This window comes from Microvirga calopogonii (assembly GCF_003347665.1).
GTDB classification, from domain to species: Bacteria; Pseudomonadota; Alphaproteobacteria; order Rhizobiales; family Beijerinckiaceae; genus Microvirga; species Microvirga calopogonii.
Window position 1 is genome coordinate 1 of record NZ_QDGA01000099.1, and the last position, 17,048, is coordinate 17,048.

A 17,048-nucleotide genomic window follows, 5' to 3' on the forward strand; every position below is an offset into this window, starting at 1 on the left:
GCCGCCTCGACCCTGGCCCGCAAGCGCCGCGCCCTGGAACGCAGTCTGGATGATATCCTGGCCGCGCCGACCGCCTGTGATCTCGCCCGCGCCCTGCAGAGCAAGGTCCGGCGCGCCCGCGATCAGCTTCTGACCTTCACTCACTGGCCTGGACTGGTGGAGGCGACCAACAACGCCTGCGAACGCGCGCTCAGACCGGCCGTCATTCAGCGCAAGGTGACCAATGGCTATCGGGCGATGTGGGCGGCCAAAGGCGAAGCAGACATTCGCACGGTCGTCGACACGGCTCGTCTCGGCCCGGGAACCAACGCGTTCAAGACAATTCTTCAGACCGTGTCCGCCTGAATCTCAGCTCAAAATGAGGCGTGGGTAATTACCTCGATCGCCGCACACCATAGGCGCGGCAGCTTCAAATACTGTTCGAGCAGGCCAGCATGCCCTCGAGATCAATGTAGTGCCCGGCGCGGTCGCGCTTGGCGGCCAGGTAGCTGACGTTCTCGGCCGTGGGACGGCCCAGCACCCGATGGTCCGAGATGACCTCGAGGCCGGCCTTGGTCAGCGCTGCGATCTTGTCTGGGTTGTTGGTCATGAGGCGGACCTTGGCGACGCCCAGTTCCTTGAGCATCACGGCGGCGGAATCGAAGCGGCGCTGGTCGGCCTCGAAGCCCAGCATCTCGTCGGCATCATAAGTGTCGTAGCCCTGCGACTGGAGCTTGTAGGCCCGGATCTTGTTGGCAATGCCGTTCCCGCGCCCCTCCTGATCGAGATAGAGCAGGATGCCGCCCTCGCCCGAGGCCATGAAGCGCACCGTCTCGCGCAGCTGGTCGCCGCAATCGCATTTCAGGCTGTCGAAGAGATCGCCCGTGAGACAGGCCGAGTGCAGCCGCACGGCCACGGGCTTCGAGACATCCGGCTTGCCGACGACGATCGCCACCTGATCGCGCAGGCCCTCGCCGCCACGGAACACCACGAACTCGCTCGTGGGCGCTCCCTCCAGCGGCACAGGCGCCCGGCTGACGATCTTCAGGTCGGCCGCCTTGGCGCGGCGATAGCCCCGGATGGCCTCACCCGGGACTCGGACGAGCGATGGATCGATCTCGATGCCCTTTGCCAGCGGAACGACGATCACGGCCGGCAGGACCAGGGACAGGCGGGCCAGCTCCAGCGCCTCTCCGTCTAGCCCGTCGGCGGGCCGAACCGGCGCGTCGATGCGGCCATCGACCCTGAGCGCCAGGGCCTCCACGCGCCTCCGGTCGACCACGGGCAGAGCCACCCGGCCGGGAACCTCACGCTCGAGGCCGAGGCGGCGAAGCCGCGCCGCCGGCAGAACGAGATGGGCGTGGCCGCCGGCAACCGCCTCGATCTCGGCGCCCATCGCCTCGTCCAGGCCCTCGACGCCGGCCACGAGCACGCTGCCCTCGGCCCCATCGATCACCACGGGGCGGGCGCTGCGGAACTCCATGATCGCCCGCTCGACCGAGGTCGTGGCGGGATTGGCGGACAGGCTCAAGGTCAGGCGCATTCTCGAATACTCAGGCAAACAGAGGTAGCCACATGGGCCTCGCCTTGAGGGCCATCGCCGGTTTCATGTTTGTCCAACCCGCGTTGAGGTTGACGATGGCTGCTGGTCGGATCTGCGAATGATTGTGGGGTAGGCCGGCCCGGCTTGTCCAGGCGTGAGCGCTCGTGATAAGCGGACGACCTCCTCGGCCAAAAGGTGGCATGCCTTTAGCGTCTCCTCCGCCAACTCGTCCCCAACGAAATGCAGGTTCTGCGCATACACTGCTCCGGGCACGGTATGAGCTCGGAAGAACGACAGCAGCGGCCGGAGTTGGTGTTCAAGAGCAAGGAAGTGATGATCGCTCCCGCCCGTGGCGACAAGCCCCACAACCTTCCCGGCCAGAGCATCGTTGGGAAGAAGATCGAACAGATTCTTGAATGCACCCGTGTAGCTGCCGCGGTACATGGGCGAACCAACCACGTAGGCGTCGGCAGCCACAACCTTATCGATCACCTGGCGGGTGGCACCCTCGTACGCCTCAGGCGGACGGCCATCGCACAGAATTGCCCCTGATGTGACAACCTCGAGCAACTCCGTCTCGACGTCCGCCTGTTGCGCCGCTGCGTCCAGAACCTGCTGGATCATACGACTTGTGCGGGAGCCGTGGCTCGGGCTCCCGCTGATCCCCAGAAGCCGCATCAGACTACCTTCCTGGTACCGGCCCGCGAACAGCGCCTCGGCAGCGTTGTTCGTTTGGTGATGAGATCAATGCCGCTGAAATCAATTTTAGCGGGAAAGTGCGTCATGCCGGCCATCCTTATCAGCTCCAAGCATGCAGGGGCGGCTTGGCGCCATTCAGATAGTAATTGCCGACAATGGCGTATTTCCAGCGCACCGGATCATGCAGCGTGTGGGTGCGGGCATTGCGCCAGTGCCGGTCGAGATTGTGCTGGGCCAGTGTCGATCGCGTGCCGGCGAGCTCAAACAGCTTGTTCGTCGCTTGGATCGCAATCTCGGTGGTGAGGATCTTCGACTCGGCTACTGCAATCTGCGCTTGGGCCACCGTCTGCTCGTTGGGCTCTGCGACGGCGCGATCCACGGCGAGCCCGGCCCGGTCCAAAAGAGCCTCGGCCGCGTTGGCACGCACGGACAGGTCACCGATTGCCTGGATCGTGTAGGGATCCTGGGAGGCATGATCGAGCCCGCTGTCGACCCAGGCGCGCGACTTGGTTTTCACAAAATCGATGGTGTCGGCGATGGCCGCCCGCGCGATGCCAAGATCAACGGCTGCCTGGATGATCTGGAAGATCGCGCCATCTGCGGTCGGCCGGTCGTAGCCCTTGTAGCCCGGAACGAGATGGGTTTTTGGCACCTTCACGTTGTCGAGGATCACGGTGCCCGAGAGTGTCGTGCGCTGGCCAAAGCTCGACCAGTCGTCGATTACGGTCAGGCCGGGCGCGCCGCGGTCAGCGATGGCGTACCAGGCCCGGCCCTCATCATCGAGCGCGACGATCGGAACGAGATGCGCCAGCAATGCGCCGCTTGAGTAAAACTTGCGGCCATTAACGACGACATGATCGCCGGCGTCAGTAAACTTCGTCTCGAAGTCGACCGCCCGCTTGGACCCGAACTCGGAGAATGCGTTGCCAAACCGCGTGCCGGCGAGCACCTCCGCGAAGAGCTGACGCTTCTGATCCTCATCAGAGACCGTTCGGATTGCAGCGACCACCCCAAGATGGTTCTGCGGAATCTGCCCCAGTGAGGGGTCGGCTTCCGAGATGATGGCGATAACGCGCGAAAGCGTCACATAGGACACCTCCGGTCCGCCATAGGCTTTAGGGACATTGATCGACCAGAGGCCGCTTTGGGAGAAGGCATCGAGCTCTTCCTTGGGCCAGATCCGCTCCTGATCACGTTCGGAGGCTCCCGTCCGAAACCGTGCCGCGAGATCGTGCGCGATGGCGATCGCCTCGGCATCATCCTTGACGATGTGGGCGTTGCCCTTGGGCCGTTCGACCGGAGGCACCGGCTCACCGGTGCCGACAGGGTGCTTAGGCTGGAAGGTCATGCGGCTGTCTCCTTGATGAGGGTGTGGGCGGAACGATCGGCGCCACCGAGGTAAAAGTCCTTGATATCGGCGCGGGCCCGCAGGTCGGCTGCGCGGCCCTCGAGGACGCTCCGGCCGTGTTCGAGCACGGTCGCGCGGTCGGCGTATTTCAGGGCGACGGCAGAGTTCTGCTCCGCCACCAGGATCGAGAGCCCATCCGTCTGATTCAGACGCTTGAGGGCCTCAAAAATCTCGCGGATCACGAGTGGCGCGAGACCCATGGACGGCTCGTCGAGAATGAGCAGGCGCGGTCGTGACATCAGTCCCCGCCCGATGGCGGTCATCTGTTGCTCGCCGCCCGAGATCAGACCCGATGCGATCCGGCGCTTGTCGGCGAGGCGCGGGAACAAGGCATAGACCTTCTCCAGATCCGTGCGCGCTTCGGCGCGGGATGAGGAGCGTCCCAGGGCCCCCGTCAGGAGGTTCTCCTCGACCGACAGGGAGCGAAAGCAGTGACGGCCTTCCAGGACGGAGACGAGGCCGCGGCGCACGAGCGCGGCCGGCGAGGAGCCCAGAACGTCAAGGCCGTCGAAGGCGATCGCTCCGGTCGTCACGGCTCCACGCTCGGCTGGCAAAAGATTGCTGATGGCACGGAGCAACGTCGTCTTGCCGGCACCGTTCGAGCCGAGGAGGGCGTGGATCTCTCCCCTGCCGACGGCGAGATTGACGCCGTGGAGAGCCGCGATCGCGCTGTTGTACACGGCTTCGACGCGGGTGGCGGCGAGATAGCTGTCCTGGCCTGCTGTCATGATCTCTCCCAAAGCTCATTGGCAGGAGCCGCGCGTCTGCGCGGCTCCCGTTGGGTTGGCGTTCAGTTGCTGGCCGCTTGGACGTCTTCGCCGGTCCGGATCTTGAGGCCCTTCTCGGCGGCGTAGGCCTCGGACGACTTCTCGATGATGGGACGCAGCAGGGCCCAATCGGGCGCAATCCAGTCGGACACGACATTCCACTTCGCTCCGTCCCATTGCTGGAACGTCACATAGCCGTCACCTTCGTGGTTCTTCCAGGTCACGTTGATCGAGTGGAACAGATCCTTGGCGCCGAGAGCCTCGACGCGGGCCGGATCGAGCTGCAGGTGCTCGAAGCCCCAGCGCACCTCATCGCCCGTCAGGGTGCGGTTGCCGAACTTCTTCTGCGCGATGCGCACGGCCTCGACATTCAGGATCCCATTGACGATCCCGAGGTTGTGATAGACCGAGCCGATGCGCTTCTTGTCGTCGAGATTGCCCTTACCAGTGTCGTAGAGGGTCTTCACGATCTCCTGGACCACCGGGTACTTCGCACCCGAGGCCTGGGTGGTGATCGCCGTGTAGCCGACCGCCGCGTCAGCCGCCGGGATCACGTCCTCTTCGGAGTTCGACCAGACGTTTCCGATGATTTTGGCCGCGGGAAAGCCGGTCTTCTGCGCGGTTTTCAACGCCACCGGATTCATGACACCCCAGCCCCGCAGCACGACATAGTCCGGGCGCTCGCGCCGGATCTGCAGCCATTGCGCCTGCTGCTCGTTGCCGGGATGCGGAACCTCGATCTGGGACAGCGTAAAGCCGTACTTCTCGGCCAGCAGCTGATAGATCGGGATGGTTTCCTTGCCGTAAGGCGAGCCGTGATACAGCACCACGATCTTCTTGCCCTTCAGCTTTTCCAGCCCGCCTTCCTTGGTAGCGATGTAGTTCACGATGCCGGAGGTCTCACTGTAGGGGTTGAGCAGCAGCGGGAACACATAAGGAAAGACCCGGCCGTCGGTGGTATCGGTGCGGCCATGATTGACGGTAATCAGCGGAACCTTGTCCTGTGTAATCCGATCGATCATCGCATAGGCGATGCCGACCGAGAGCGGGTTCCAGGCGGCGATGCCGGGATTGCCCTTCAGCCGTTCATAGACCTCGACGCCCTTCTCCACCTCATACTGTGTCTCCCCCTCCGACCAGGTGAGCTTGACCCCGTTCACACCGCCGTCGCGGGTGTTGATCAGGTTGAGGTAATCGATGAAGCCGCCGAAGAAGCCTGTGCCGCCGGCGGCATAGGGACCGACGCGGTAGCTCTGCATGGGAAAGTGCTGCTCGTCGGCCTGCACGCTCACCGTGCCTAATGTGAGGGCCGCAGTCAATGCCGCCCCGGCGATGCGAGAAAAGAGTGTCATCGTAACGTCTCCTAGCTGTGTGGGTCAGGTTTGGTTGTGCAGTCTTGGATCACGCATGCCGCCGCTTGGACCGAGTGGCCAAGCGGTCGATAAGAGCTGAAAGTCCTTTCGGCTCGAGGATCAGAAACAGGATGATCAGCACGCCGAGGATGATGCGCTGGCTCATGTCGAGCACGCCGGAGTCGAACACGCCGCCAAAGAGAAAGGCGCCGGCCCGGGCGAGCACCAGCGGGAACACGACGATGAAGGCCGCGCCAATGAAGGCGCCGCGGATGGTCGCCAGCCCGCCGATGATGATGATGAACAGGATCTGGAAGGAGCGATCGAGATTGAAACCTGCCGGCTCGACCGTGCGCAGGTAGGTGAAAGCCCAGAGCGCTCCGGCAACCCCGATGATGAAGGACGAGATCGCGAAGGCCAGCAGCTTGGTGCGCAGCACGGGAACACCGATCACCCGGGCGGCCGTCTCATTGTCGCGCACCGCGATCATGTTCCGTCCGGCGGATCCCTCGACCAGGCTCCAGGCCAACAGGGTCAGGAGGGTGACGACCGTCAGCGAGAACAGATAGCGGCCCGTTGCGCCGTCGAGCGAGAGACCGGCGACCACCAGTCGGGGCGCTGAGATCACGCCGGACGGGCTGTTGTTGGAGAACCAGCCGAACTTGGTCAGCATCCATTGGACGAAGAACTGCGCGGCCAGTGTCGAGACCGCAAGATAGAATCCGCGCAGGCGCAGGCTGGGCAATCCGAACACGGTCCCCAGGGCCGCCGTGATCACGCCGGCCAGCACCAACGACACCGGCAGCGGCAAGGCGCCGATCCGCAGGTTGAGGTTATAGGCCGCAAAGGCGCCCACCGCCATGAAGGCCGCCGAGCCTAAGGAGAGCTGACCGCAATAGCCGGTCAGGAGATTGAGGCCGATGGCCGCCAGGCTGAGCGCCAGGAACGGCAGGAGGATCGCCTCAACGATATAGGTCGATGCGAAGGCAGGCACGACCGTATAGGCTGCCGCCAAAGCCAGCACCGGCCACAGGAGTGTGCGGAACGAGAACCGGCTGTGCGGCAGGGAGATGGCGTGAGCGGACATCGCTGTCAGACCCTTTCAACCAGCTTGGTGCCAAACAGACCCGCGGGACGAAGGAGCAGGAACCCTAAGGCGAGCACATAGGCGAACCAGCCCTCGATGCCGCCGCCAAAGAAGGGGCCGAGATAGACTTCAGCGAGCTTCTCACCGGCGCCCACAATCAGCCCGCCGACAATCGCGCCGAGGATGGAATCGAAGCCGCCGAGCACCAGCACGGGAAGCGCCTTCAGAACCACAAGCGACAGAGAGAACTGCACCCCGAGCCGTGCGCCCCAGAGCAGGCCGGCCACCAGCGCCACGAAGCCGGCCGCTGTCCAGACGCTGCCCCAGATGCGGGACAGGCGCAGCCCGACGGCCAAGGCGGCGAACTGATCGTCGGCTACGGCCCGGAAGGCGAGACCGGTCCGGGTCCAGTAAAAAAAGGCCGAGAGCCCGGCGACCATGGCCGCTGCGATCCCTGCGGCGGCGAGGTCGAACGTGGAGATGAAGATGCCGGCGACCTCGAAGGGAACATCGGAGATGCCAAGATCAAGGCCGTGGACCTGGGTGCCCCAGACCAACTGAGCAGCCCCTTCGATGATGTAGGACAGCCCGAGGGTCGCCATGAACAAGGTCATGGGTGAGCGGTTCACGAGCGGCCGCAGGACTGAGCGCTCGATGGCAAAGCCCAGAGCGACCATGATCAGAAGCGTCAGGCCGATGGCCAGAGGAACAGCCAGGCCGCGCTCGATCAAGCTGACGAAGGTCAGCGCCGCAAACAGCAGCATCGCACCTTGCGCGAAATTGAGCACGCCCGAGGTCTTGTAGATCAGGACGAAGCCGATGGCGACGAAGGAGTACATCACGCCGGACAACAAGCCGCCGATCAGAACCTCGATGAAGAAAAGAAGGTCATAGACTTCCATCAGACAAGGTCCTCGTCCTCGGTGCTGCCGATGTAGGCGCGAATAACCGCCGGGTCGGATCGAACCTCGTCGGGCGTTCCGTCAGAGATCTTGCGGCCGTAATCCAGCACAGCGACATGATCGGAGAGTGCCATCACAATACCGATGTCGTGTTCGATCAGGATGATGGTGATGCCGTAGCGTTGGCGTGCAGACCGAACGAAGGCGGCCATTTCCTGCTTTTCCGTCGCCGTCATGCCGGCCATCGGTTCATCGAGCAGCAGGAGCTTCGGCTCGGCAACGAGGGCCCGGGCGAGTTCGACCCGCTTCTGCAGGCCATAGGGCAAGGTCGACACTAGTCGGTCACGAAATGGGCCGAGATCGAGAAAGGACAGCATGGCGTCCACCCGCTCGCCGATCTCACGATCCTCACGCCGCGAGCGCGGGAGGAAAAAGGCTTGCTCGAGAACGCCAGCTCGCCGGGTGTGGGTCAGGCCCGCGCTGACGTTGTCGGGAACGGAAAGCCCGCCGAACAGGGCCAGGTTCTGGAACGTCCGGGCAACACCCAGATGGGCCAGGCGATCCGGTCGCATCTGGCCAAACATCTGCCCATCGAGCCGGATGCTCCCGTGGTCGGGCTTGTACAGGCCGCTGACCACATTGATGAGGGACGACTTTCCGGCACCATTGGGGCCGATCACCGAGCAGATCTCGCCGCGGCGCACGGAGAGACTGACATCCGTGAGGGCAGCAACACCGCCGAAGGCGAGACTGATGTGCGACAGTGTCAGGATCGCGTCGCTACGGGCCGTGACGGCAAGCCATGCCGGGCTGCTCTCGAGCCGCGGTGTGGTGCGCTCTTCTTTGAACGGTAGGCGCAGCCTCTCGGCTGCGGCCACTCCAGCGGAAGTGCCCGGCATGGTCGTCCCCAATGCTGCGTGTTGTGCGGCCCCTTAAGGCCGCTCTCGTTACTCGGCTGCGATCAATGCAGAGTCACGCTCAGCCTCGAGCTTTCGCACGAGCGGGATCACATGCTTGCCGAAGAACTCCACTTCTTCCTGGAAGTGGAGGAAGCCCAGCAGGATGAGATCGGCGCCGGCGTCTTTCAGCCCAATGATGCGCTCGGCGATCTGCTCCGGCGTGCCGATTAGGTTCGAGCGGAAGCCATCGTTGTACTGGACAAGATCGGCAAAGGACGACTTGGCCCAGTTGCCCTCGCCTTCCGGCGATGCCTTGCCGGCGTTCTTCACCTGATCGGCGAAGCCCTGCACGGCCTCCGGGTTGGCTTTGGCGATGATCTCGTCGAGCACGGCCTTGGCTTCCTCTTCCGTCTCGCGGGCGATCGCAAACGCGTTGACGCCAATCTTGACGGAATGATTGTTCGCTTCGGCCTTGGCGCGAATGTCGTCGACCTGCTTGCGGATTTCCTCCGGCGTGTTGCCGTTGGTGAAGTACCAATCCGACACTCGGGCGGCCATATCGCGCGCCGCGCGTGACGATCCGCCCTGGAAGATCTCCGGCTGCGGATCGATAGGCTTGGGCTTCATCGAGTAGTTCCGGAAGCGATAGAAGTCGCCTGCGAAGGTGAAGCTGTCTTCCGTCCAGATGCCGCGTAAGGACCGGATGAACTCCTCCGAGCGGCGGTAGCGCTCATCATGATCGAGCCAGGGCTCGCCGATCGCCTGGAATTCGCCGCGGAACCAGCCGCTGACAACGTTGACGGCGATACGGCCGTTGGTGAGGTTATTGATGGTCGCAATCTGCTTGGCGGCGAGCACTGGCGTCCAGGGCCCAGGCAGGAGGGCCGCGATAACCTTTAGGGATGTTGTTGCCGCCAGAAGCGCATGGCTGAACGCAACTGACTCGTGCTGGTTGTCAGCACCATAGCCTGCGGTGAAGCGGATTTGGGTCAAGGCATACTCGAAACCGCTTGCTTCGGCGATCTGTGCGAGCTTGCGATTATAATCGATGTCCCAGCTGGTGCGTTGCTCGATGTTGCTGATGACCAAGCCACCAGAAACATTGGGGACCCAGTAGGCAAACTTGATCGGATCGGAAGGTGTGCTCATGGTGTTTCATCCCTGTGTCAGATTGGATTACGCGATTGATGTCGTAAAATGCGGTGGTTCAGCGGCTTGCGGCGCGTCCGCCAACGATGTGGAGGTCAGCAACCTTGGGTTCGCGAGACCTGTCAGCGTGTTGGCGATCGTTGAGGAGACCCGTGAGCTGTTGCGCCGCGGTGCTCACCCGCGCCAGGACGCCGGCGTCACTCAGCTGTCCATCGCTGAAGTCGGCGTCGCTGGCGTAGACGGCTGTCGGGACGGTGAGAGCCTCGAAGAAGCCGAAGAGCGGCCGCAGGGCATGTTCCACGACGAGGGCATGGCGCGGGCCGCCTCCGGTGGCGGTGAGCAGCACGGGCTTGCCGATCAGCGCCCTGGGATCAACCAGATCGAAGGCATGCTTGAACAGCCCGGTATAGGCACCCTTGTACACCGGTGTGCCGACAATCAGCGCATCGGCCTGCTCGATGGCATCGATGATGCGAGCCGCCGGCAGGGTCAGGTCGTGACGCTGCAGAGCCGCGCCCAAGCCAGGACCGGCGTCAACCAGGTCAAAGACTTCAAGGCGTGCCTGTGTCCGGCTTAAGACATCGGCAGCCACCAGTTCAACGAGAGTGCTCGTCTTGGACGGACGACGAGGGCTGCCGGAAAGGCCAACGATGCGAGGCAGACTCATGGCACAAGTTCTCCTTCCGCCGGCAGGCGCCCGCGGGGTTGATGACAGGGTCGGGAGAGGTGCGAGAACCGGGATCAATCGATCTCGTGCCGGTTCACAGCACGTCCTAGCAGATGAGGCTAAGTCGCCTTTACCGTTGCGATGACCCTGGAGCTGATGATCCTCATGTCTTCGTCCTTCAAAGAAGCTTGTGATGCAGGTGCTCTACAATCGAAAGAGTATGGAATACTTGACTAACCGCACGGTGATCTCATCGAGGCTCCCGCCGTGTGTCACGAAGAATTGACGCAATAAGGCTGGCTGTCAACGGGAACGTTCTTTTTTTAGAACGACCCAAGTGACAAAAAATTTCTCCGACCAGGGGTCGCCGGAGAACAAATGGAATGTTTGGTCTTAAAGTGGGGCAATGGGCGCCGTCACTCGACGTCTCGTGAGGGTGAGTTGTTCGTTTTATAGGACGGGAAGTACGTACCGTCTGGCAATGCTTCAGACGGAATAAAAGAGGTGCGCGGCAACCGCGCCGCTGCATGGTGAGCAGCGCTGTACACCGGGTGTCGGTCAACCGAAGGGCGTTGTCACGTTAACTGGCGCCATGCGTTGAGGCCGATTTGGTCGCTGGACAGGCTTAAGCAGCAAGGTTGCCCGCAGCTTTCCATTCCGCCATGGCGTCGAGGCGGTGGAGATGGGCGGCGGCAGCGGAGCGGCGGGAGCGGGGTGGAACGAAAAGATTGCGGACGGCCGAGAACACGCTGACGAACCGCTGCAGATACCTGGGTGATCGAAAGCCCTGCATCACCTGCTCTCGGCGCCGGAACGGCAGATGCGAATTCTCCGCTCTGTTATTCAGCCCTTTATGCGAGCGGTGTTCGACGTCTGGCATGATCTGCCGCTGGGCCGCGGCGTAGGAGCCGAGCTTGTCGGTGATCATGCGCCGGGGTGGGCCGCCCTGCTTGCGCAAGAGTCGCCTCAGCAAGCGTTTGGCCGCCTTGGTGTCGCGGCGGGTCTGGATAACCTCATCGAGCACATAGCCATCCTGATCCACCGCCCGCCACAGCCAGTGCTTCCGGCCAGAGATCGTGATCACGACCTCGTCGAGGTGCCAGATGTCGCGGCGGCTCGGCGTCTTGCGCTGGAGGTGGCGGGCGTAGGTCGGCCCGAACTTCAGCGCCCAGCGGCGGACCGTCTCGTAGGAGACAACGATGCCGCGCTCCAGCAGCATCTCCTCGACCAGACGCAAGCTCAGGGGAAATCTGAAATACAGCCACACGGCATGGGCGATGATCTCAGGCGGAAAGCGGTGGCGTTTGTAGCTTACGGACTTGCTCATGCCGGACCATCTACACGGCTCGCCCTCATCCCCGAGTTAACGTGACAACGCCTTCAGGAGACTCGACCATGCTGACGGGAATGACGGACGACGACTGGACGATGGTGCTGCGGGTGTTTTCCGCCTCGTGTTCCCGGCGAGGTCCCAAGGGCCGCAATGACCGCCGCTTCCTGGAGGCGCTGCACTATTTCACAGTCCACAACATCACCTGGCGGGCACTGCCCTCCTGTTTCGGCAATTGGAACTCGGTCTGGAAGCGGTTCTGGCGCTTGAGCCGGGCCGGCGTGTTCGAAGCGTTCTTCGAGGCCCTGGCGGCGCTGAGCGGGACCGCTCACCTGGTGCAGATGTTCGACTCCACCATCGTGCGGGCCCATGTCTCGGCGGCTGGCGCAAAAGGGGGCAGAGCCGGCAGGCGCTGGGCCGCTCCCGGGGCGGGTTCTCGACCAAGATCCACCTCAAGACCGACTGGAATGGTGACCCGCTTGGTTTCCACCTGACTGGCGGTGAGGCCAGCGACAGCCCGCATTTCGAGACGCTGCTCGACCTTGGTCCTGAGATCACGCCGCGGGCGGTTGTGGGTGACAAGGGCTATGACGCCAAAGCCAACCGGCAGGCTGCTCGTTCCCGTGGCATCTGCCCAGTCATTCCGTACCGCGCGACGACCAAAAATAAGCCGAAGTTCTTTCCCAAGGCGCTCTACCGCGGACGGGCTCGCATCGAACAGACCATGGGAAAGCTCAAGCGCTTCAAGCGCGTTGCTTTACGCTGCGAGAAGACGGATGAGAACTACGGTTCATTCGTTGCTCTTGCTCTGAGCTTCATCCTCATCAAATCCGTCCACACAGCCTAGGGAGAGATACGTTATGCAACCCAGCGAACGCATGGGCACTGTCGTCGGTGGCAACATAGGCCATAGCCCCAGAGTGGGTGCTTGAATCGCAGTACACGATGATGTCGCCCATGTGCTCGTGAGCTATTGCCTTGGCGGCGTCAGAGGCAGAGGCGAAACTTTGGTCGGTGATGACCACGACGTGCTTCCCGTTGGCTTTGGAGGCCGCTCCGGTGTAGAACGAGCTCACGGTGCCGCTCGGGTCGGAGTTGTTGACGAAGTTGCCATTAGCACCCCCGATGACGGCAAAGTCCGCGGCGTCGAAGACGAACGTGTTGTCCTTCGGATTGAAATCTATAGCTATGGCACGGACGTCATGCCCTCCGGGGGAGCCGGACTTCGGGTCATGGTACCGGAACTCGAAGCGATCCTCGCCGGTGCCGCCTCTCATCTCATCCGAGCCGTCCCCGGCGACAAGAGTGTCATCTCCGGGGCCGCCATCGAGTAGATCATGATCCGAAGCGACGTGATCGCGTGGCTCATTGGGCCCGATATCACCATAAAGGATGTCATTGCCTTCTTCTCCCAGTAGTTCGTCACCACCACCACCGATGACGGTGTCATTACCGGCGTCTGCGAAGATGAGGTCCCCATTGGCAGTGCCGTTGAGGCGGTCATTGCCGGGCGTACCAAGAATCGTCTCTTCCTCAATCAATATTTCGGGAAGATCGTTGGCCTCATAGCAGACGCCATGGAAGGGATGGTCATAAAACGGGGACCCGAAGACACGGCCGTCGGGGACGTCACTTCCGGTCGTACCCTCCAGCAGAACACCTTTGTCAGGATCAAAAACGCCAGCGCCTACACTCATCGAACTTCTCCGTAGATCAAAGAAAGCCACGGTGCCTTTATGCCTCTCGTCCATAGTCAGGGGAAATCTCTTTTCTCAACGGCCCTCCCGATGCTATCGATGCCATTGATCGCATCTCCGCTGATCGCCGATGCCCTCGGAATCATCAGTCCTTACCTGCGTGCTGCGACCGTCGAAGGGTCGATCCCCTAGCGGTTTCTACATCCCCGAGGATGGCCCCAGAGTGCCAGGGGCACGCCGGATCGCACCAGCGAGGGGCTGTGTTGCGCCAGCCGCAATAGCGTCGCAGGCCCGCGATTCCGCAACGACGACATGCCAAAAGGGCCGAGGCTTTGCCGCCTTGATTGTCTGATCCGAGACCTCCTTGGTGGCAGCAACGACCTGGAGGACTTGGGGAAGTGCTCTGGGATCGGGTGGCTTGTAGCGGTGGTTGGCCAGCTTCGGTTCGGCGACCAAGCGGCTGCGCGCCGACTCATCCGGTGTTCGTCCCTTGAGCACGCGCTGGCGTCTTCTGTTGTAAACCTGATTGAAGCCCTTGAGCAGCGTCTCGAGATCCTGATGGCGAAAGATCGTAATCCCCAGCACCTCGCGCTGTACCCGGCCGTTGAAGCGCTCCATGAGGGCATTGGTCTGCGGCTTGTACGGCTTGGTCCTGCGGTCCTCCACCTTCAGCTTGCGGCAGGCGTCCTCGAAGCCATTGGCGGTGAAGCAGGAGCCGCCGTCGGTGAGCACATGCGTGATCGTGATCGTAAACGGGAAGGCTCGCACCACCTCGTCGTCCTTGACCGCCAGGTGCACCCACCGCGAGCAGCGGTCGATGGCCACATACAGGAAGCGCTTGCGGCGCTCGCTACTGGCGGTCTGCAGCTTGGGCAGGTGCTTGATATCCATGTGCACGAAGCCGAGGTCATAGTCCTTGAAGGTGCCGCTCCGGCGCTTGCGCTGCTCGGCCGGTGGTAATCGTCCCAGCCCTCGGCTTTGAGGATGCGGTAGACCGCGTCGCGGTTAAGATGCGGCAGGAAGTGCGTGACTAGGAAGGTGAGATCGTCGAGGGGGAAGCCGGTGGCCTGGCGCAGGGCACAGACGATCGCCCGCTCCTCCTCGGTGGCCCTCCAGGGCAGCTTGTGCGGCCGGCTGGAATGGTCCTGGCAGTCCTGCACGCCGCGTTTGCGCCATTTGCGGATCGTCTCGGTGCTCACGCTGAAGCGCCGGGTCAAGACGCCGGTGGGCTCTCTCGAGCGGGCGATCTCCTGGCGAACCGCCGGGGTGGTGCGGACTTGCGGACGAAGGGAGTGCATCACATCCTCCTTCTGCGGCGAGAAGCCCGGCGCCGCAGGCCGTCAAAGCGCCAAGTATAGTCCTCAACCGCGCAACGCGCCTGATCCCAACAACGTTCCGCCACCACACACTCGAAGAGTGTCGCGCCGTTGCAACCCGCTATGAGAAGACCGCTCGATCCTTCATGGGCGTGCTCTGTCTCGCCGCCACTCTCGACTGGGCCAAGCGCCAACAGGCCGTAGAGTTTTACGTTCAGTCAGAGAGAGTCGACGCTCCGGTAACGGATTGGTCTGCCGAGGCGGAGAAGGCAGCGCGGGAGGCCCTATAGCCGCCTAGTTTGGCACAGATGCGAAGGACGGAAGCCCAAACAGCCTTAGAGCACCGGAACGAGTTGCAAACTATTGGCAACGAATTCAGGGCCTTTCGGGTCATACGCCAAGCGATCAGCGCACAACCCCACGCTGAGCGATCTCTGACAATGGTCAACCGGATGAAATTGGAGCTGAAGGCCCGCCTCGGTAGGCTGATCAAGTAACCCTTGTTCTGATTGCTAAGAATTAGCAGCCCCTCTCCTGCAAGCTGCTTTGACCGCCTTCAGGCTTCCATCTTCGCGCCACTCTCAGGGGTTACACTTCAGAGACATGAGCTTCCCCGAGGCATCATCTTGAGATAGTATCGCGGCTCCGCAAGCATTCGTGTGATTCAGCATGCTGGTTTGGGGCAGCAAATGCAAAATGACCGGCTCGAATTTCTCGACAATCTGCGCGGGATTGCGGCTCTCTACGTGCTTCTTTTCCACGTCTATCGGGTGTCGACGCCGAACCTAGCGCCCCCTCCGGCGTTCGCGCCCTTGATTGAGTTCGGGTATTCAGGAGTGTGGCTGTTCTTTGTAATCAGCGCATTTTCCTTGAGCCTGACGATGCCGCGTCATATCGCAACTGGCATGCCTTTGGTGAGCTTCGCAACCAGCCGCTTCTTCCGGATTGCGCCCCTTTTCTATACAGTAATCATCTACTCCACTTTACACTATTGCATAACAAGGTGGAGTGCGCCCGACTGGGGGCTAATCGCTGGGTCCGTTTCGTTTCTCTTCAATCTCGTTCCGAAATGGAGCCGGAGCGCCGTTGCAGGAGGGTGGGCGGTTGGCGTGGAGATGATATTCTATGCCATCTTTCCCCTGCTGTACTTCTTCGCCAAGGGCATCAAGGCACGCCTCATAATCTTCTTTGTGGGGCTCGTTATCTACTACATCTTTGCCAATCACTTTTCATGGTTGGTTTCTAACCCGCGTTTGTGGGCGCAATTTGATGCTGGCTCGATAGTGCGCTTCTTCCCCTCATTCATGTTGGGCTTGCTTGCCTTCGAAGCCTATGTCGCACTCAAGGTGAACCCGCGGGCCAAACTTTTCGGCTCAGCAGCTCTTGCTGCAGGCCTGCTCCTGTTCTCATGGCAAGTATCCAGGAGCATGGGATGGGGCATCTTTCATCGAGTCCATGTCGACACCATCGCCTACGCCTTGATCTTACTGAGCGCCGCTTTGTGCCAGCCTCGCGTTCTGGCATCCCGTATTCTGTCGTACTATGGGCGGATCAGTTATTCTGTGTACCTTTGGCACATCCCGCTGATTGTACTGAGTGGCCCAGTACTGCAGCGCGTGTATGCCAGCGATGGTCCTCAATGGCTCCGTTTCGCTGCCGTCTCAGCAATCGTGCTTGGCTTAGCTACCATCATCGCCCACGTCAGCTATCACGGGATCGAGCGCCCGTCCGTGGAGTACGGCAAACGTCTCGTCAAGAAGCTCTCAGAGGCACAACGTCAAACCGAATAAAGTAACCCCCGAATTGACCGGACACAATCTCCCACCTCGCTAAGAGACAGGAGTAGTGTTAGGCCCATGATTGGTTCATCCTCGAAGTTAGAGCATCGGACGCTCAAACGGACACACATCCAGATGCCCCAAAGAAATTCCAACATTCTTGCGGCTCAGACAAATCGCAGATATCGCAGAGGACGTGCCAGAGCGCATCAAAGGTTAGGACTCTGGTCTTGCCGCCTGACGAGTGCCTTCCGATCGATGCATTGTGTGCTATACCAGTTACCGCAAAAAATCCGTTTGAATGGTGCGCTCGGGACTATGCTCGTGCCGGACCAGGCGCTCATGCCCATCCGGGAACTTCGGATCGCGAATGCTAAGTAGTCGGCCCTGAATAATGCGTCGGCACGAAGCTGGCGTTGGTTTCAGGCGGCTTGAGAAGTATCCGGTTGCGCGGATGAGATGATCAGAGCTGCCA

Annotated in this window: 16 protein-coding genes and 1 pseudogene; 4 read left to right on the forward strand and 13 right to left on the reverse strand. The window is 61.8% G+C overall.

Features of this window, described 5'->3' with window-relative positions:
• On the forward strand, nt 1-345 hold a 345-nt coding region (locus tag DDF70_RS30410; RefSeq protein ID WP_162820791.1), incomplete at its 5' end, for an IS66 family transposase.
• Between the two features lie 64 nt (nt 346-409).
• Here the strand turns inward: DDF70_RS30410 and ribA are convergent.
• The 11 genes from ribA to DDF70_RS30465 all read right to left on the reverse strand — a co-directional run bounded on the left by ribA (nt 410) and on the right by DDF70_RS30465 (nt 11,779).
• Complete coding sequence (gene ribA, locus DDF70_RS30415) at nt 410-1,522, reverse strand: GTP cyclohydrolase II RibA (protein ID WP_114948410.1); 1,113 nt, start codon at nt 1,520-1,522, stop codon at nt 410-412.
• 63 nt (nt 1,523-1,585) lie between these two features.
• A complete protein-coding gene (locus DDF70_RS30420) occupies nt 1,586-2,200 on the reverse strand; it encodes an NAD(P)H-dependent oxidoreductase (protein WP_114948411.1) in 615 nt (204 codons plus the stop codon).
• A gap of 121 nt (nt 2,201-2,321) precedes the next feature.
• On the reverse strand, nt 2,322-3,569 hold the full coding sequence (locus tag DDF70_RS30425; protein WP_114948412.1) for an SfnB family sulfur acquisition oxidoreductase: 1,248 nt from the start codon (nt 3,567-3,569) through the stop codon (nt 2,322-2,324).
• Complete coding sequence (locus DDF70_RS30430) at nt 3,566-4,357, reverse strand: ABC transporter ATP-binding protein (RefSeq protein WP_114948413.1); 792 nt, start codon at nt 4,355-4,357, stop codon at nt 3,566-3,568. Before DDF70_RS30430 ends, DDF70_RS30425 begins: the two co-directional genes overlap by 4 nt.
• Nucleotides 4,358-4,419: 62 nt before the next feature.
• Nucleotides 4,420-5,748, reverse strand: a complete 1,329-nt coding sequence (locus DDF70_RS30435) for an ABC transporter substrate-binding protein (RefSeq protein ID WP_114948414.1) — start codon at nt 5,746-5,748, stop codon at nt 4,420-4,422.
• Nucleotides 5,749-5,797: 49 nt separating this feature from the next.
• Nucleotides 5,798-6,835 carry a branched-chain amino acid ABC transporter permease gene (locus tag DDF70_RS30440; RefSeq protein WP_114948415.1) on the reverse strand — a complete coding sequence of 346 codons (1,038 nt, stop codon included), beginning with the start codon at nt 6,833-6,835 and terminating at the stop codon, nt 5,798-5,800.
• A 5-nt stretch (nt 6,836-6,840) separates the two neighbouring features.
• The gene (locus tag DDF70_RS30445; protein WP_114948416.1) at nt 6,841-7,737 is read right to left on the reverse strand and encodes a branched-chain amino acid ABC transporter permease; all 897 of its coding nucleotides are present in this window, start codon (nt 7,735-7,737) and stop codon (nt 6,841-6,843) included.
• Complete coding sequence (locus DDF70_RS30450) at nt 7,737-8,636, reverse strand: ABC transporter ATP-binding protein (protein WP_114948424.1); 900 nt, start codon at nt 8,634-8,636, stop codon at nt 7,737-7,739. The genes DDF70_RS30445 and DDF70_RS30450 overlap by 1 nt, the downstream gene beginning before the upstream one ends.
• Before the next feature lie 48 nt (nt 8,637-8,684).
• A complete protein-coding gene (gene sfnG / locus DDF70_RS30455; protein ID WP_114948417.1) occupies nt 8,685-9,785 on the reverse strand; it encodes a dimethylsulfone monooxygenase SfnG in 1,101 nt (366 codons plus the stop codon).
• A 58-nt stretch (nt 9,786-9,843) separates the two neighbouring features.
• Nucleotides 9,844-10,452 (reverse strand): FMN reductase, encoded by a 609-nt coding sequence (gene msuE / locus DDF70_RS30460; protein WP_114948418.1) that lies wholly within the window; start codon nt 10,450-10,452, stop codon nt 9,844-9,846.
• 625 nt (nt 10,453-11,077) lie between these two features.
• Nucleotides 11,078-11,779 (reverse strand): IS6 family transposase, encoded by a 702-nt coding sequence (locus DDF70_RS30465; RefSeq protein WP_114948419.1) that lies wholly within the window; start codon nt 11,777-11,779, stop codon nt 11,078-11,080.
• Between the two features lie 68 nt (nt 11,780-11,847).
• On the opposite strand from DDF70_RS30465, the gene DDF70_RS37120 reads away from it, so the two are divergent.
• Both DDF70_RS37120 and DDF70_RS38410 read left to right on the forward strand, forming a co-directional pair.
• Entirely contained in the window at nt 11,848-12,276 is a 429-nt protein-coding gene (locus DDF70_RS37120) for a transposase (RefSeq protein WP_162820792.1), read from the forward strand.
• Nucleotides 12,195-12,629, forward strand: coding sequence for an IS5 family transposase (locus DDF70_RS38410; protein WP_245435702.1), 435 nt, complete (start codon nt 12,195-12,197; stop codon nt 12,627-12,629). The genes DDF70_RS37120 and DDF70_RS38410 overlap by 82 nt, the downstream gene beginning before the upstream one ends.
• On the opposite strand, the gene DDF70_RS30480 is transcribed toward DDF70_RS38410, so the two are convergent.
• Both DDF70_RS30480 and DDF70_RS30485 read right to left on the reverse strand, forming a co-directional pair.
• A complete protein-coding gene (locus DDF70_RS30480; protein ID WP_162820794.1) occupies nt 12,607-13,479 on the reverse strand; it encodes a calcium-binding protein in 873 nt (290 codons plus the stop codon). The two genes, DDF70_RS38410 and DDF70_RS30480, sit on opposite strands and share 23 nt — an antisense overlap.
• 354 nt (nt 13,480-13,833) lie before the next feature.
• A pseudogene (locus tag DDF70_RS30485) lies at nt 13,834-14,777 on the reverse strand (integrase core domain-containing protein); the annotation flags it as partial.
• Between the two features lie 677 nt (nt 14,778-15,454).
• Between DDF70_RS30485 and DDF70_RS30500 the strand changes: the two are divergent.
• Entirely contained in the window at nt 15,455-16,585 is a 1,131-nt protein-coding gene (locus DDF70_RS30500; RefSeq protein WP_114948423.1) for an acyltransferase family protein, read from the forward strand.
• The last annotated feature ends 463 nt before the right edge of the window (nt 16,586-17,048 follow it).

Bases quoted from the DNA above. Each gene is read 5' to 3' on its own strand.
- DDF70_RS37120 (WP_162820792.1), top strand. From the start codon at position 11,848: ATGCTGACGGGAATGACGGACGACGACTGGACGATGGTGCTGCGGGTG.
- msuE (WP_114948418.1), bottom strand. From the start codon at position 10,452: ATGAGTCTGCCTCGCATCGTTGGCCTTTCCGGCAGCCCTCGTCGTCCG.
- DDF70_RS30425 (WP_114948412.1), bottom strand. From the start codon at position 3,569: ATGACCTTCCAGCCTAAGCACCCTGTCGGCACCGGTGAGCCGGTGCCT.
- DDF70_RS30445 (WP_114948416.1), bottom strand. From the start codon at position 7,737: ATGGAAGTCTATGACCTTCTTTTCTTCATCGAGGTTCTGATCGGCGGC.
- sfnG (WP_114948417.1), bottom strand. From the start codon at position 9,785: ATGAGCACACCTTCCGATCCGATCAAGTTTGCCTACTGGGTCCCCAAT.
- DDF70_RS30420 (WP_114948411.1), bottom strand. From the start codon at position 2,200: ATGCGGCTTCTGGGGATCAGCGGGAGCCCGAGCCACGGCTCCCGCACA.
- DDF70_RS30440 (WP_114948415.1), bottom strand. From the start codon at position 6,835: ATGTCCGCTCACGCCATCTCCCTGCCGCACAGCCGGTTCTCGTTCCGC.
- DDF70_RS30465 (WP_114948419.1), bottom strand. From the start codon at position 11,779: ATGAGCAAGTCCGTAAGCTACAAACGCCACCGCTTTCCGCCTGAGATC.
- DDF70_RS30435 (WP_114948414.1), bottom strand. From the start codon at position 5,748: ATGACACTCTTTTCTCGCATCGCCGGGGCGGCATTGACTGCGGCCCTC.
- DDF70_RS30480 (WP_162820794.1), bottom strand. From the start codon at position 13,479: ATGAGTGTAGGCGCTGGCGTTTTTGATCCTGACAAAGGTGTTCTGCTG.
- DDF70_RS30450 (WP_114948424.1), bottom strand. From the start codon at position 8,636: ATGCCGGGCACTTCCGCTGGAGTGGCCGCAGCCGAGAGGCTGCGCCTA.
- ribA (WP_114948410.1), bottom strand. From the start codon at position 1,522: ATGCGCCTGACCTTGAGCCTGTCCGCCAATCCCGCCACGACCTCGGTC.
- DDF70_RS30430 (WP_114948413.1), bottom strand. From the start codon at position 4,357: ATGACAGCAGGCCAGGACAGCTATCTCGCCGCCACCCGCGTCGAAGCC.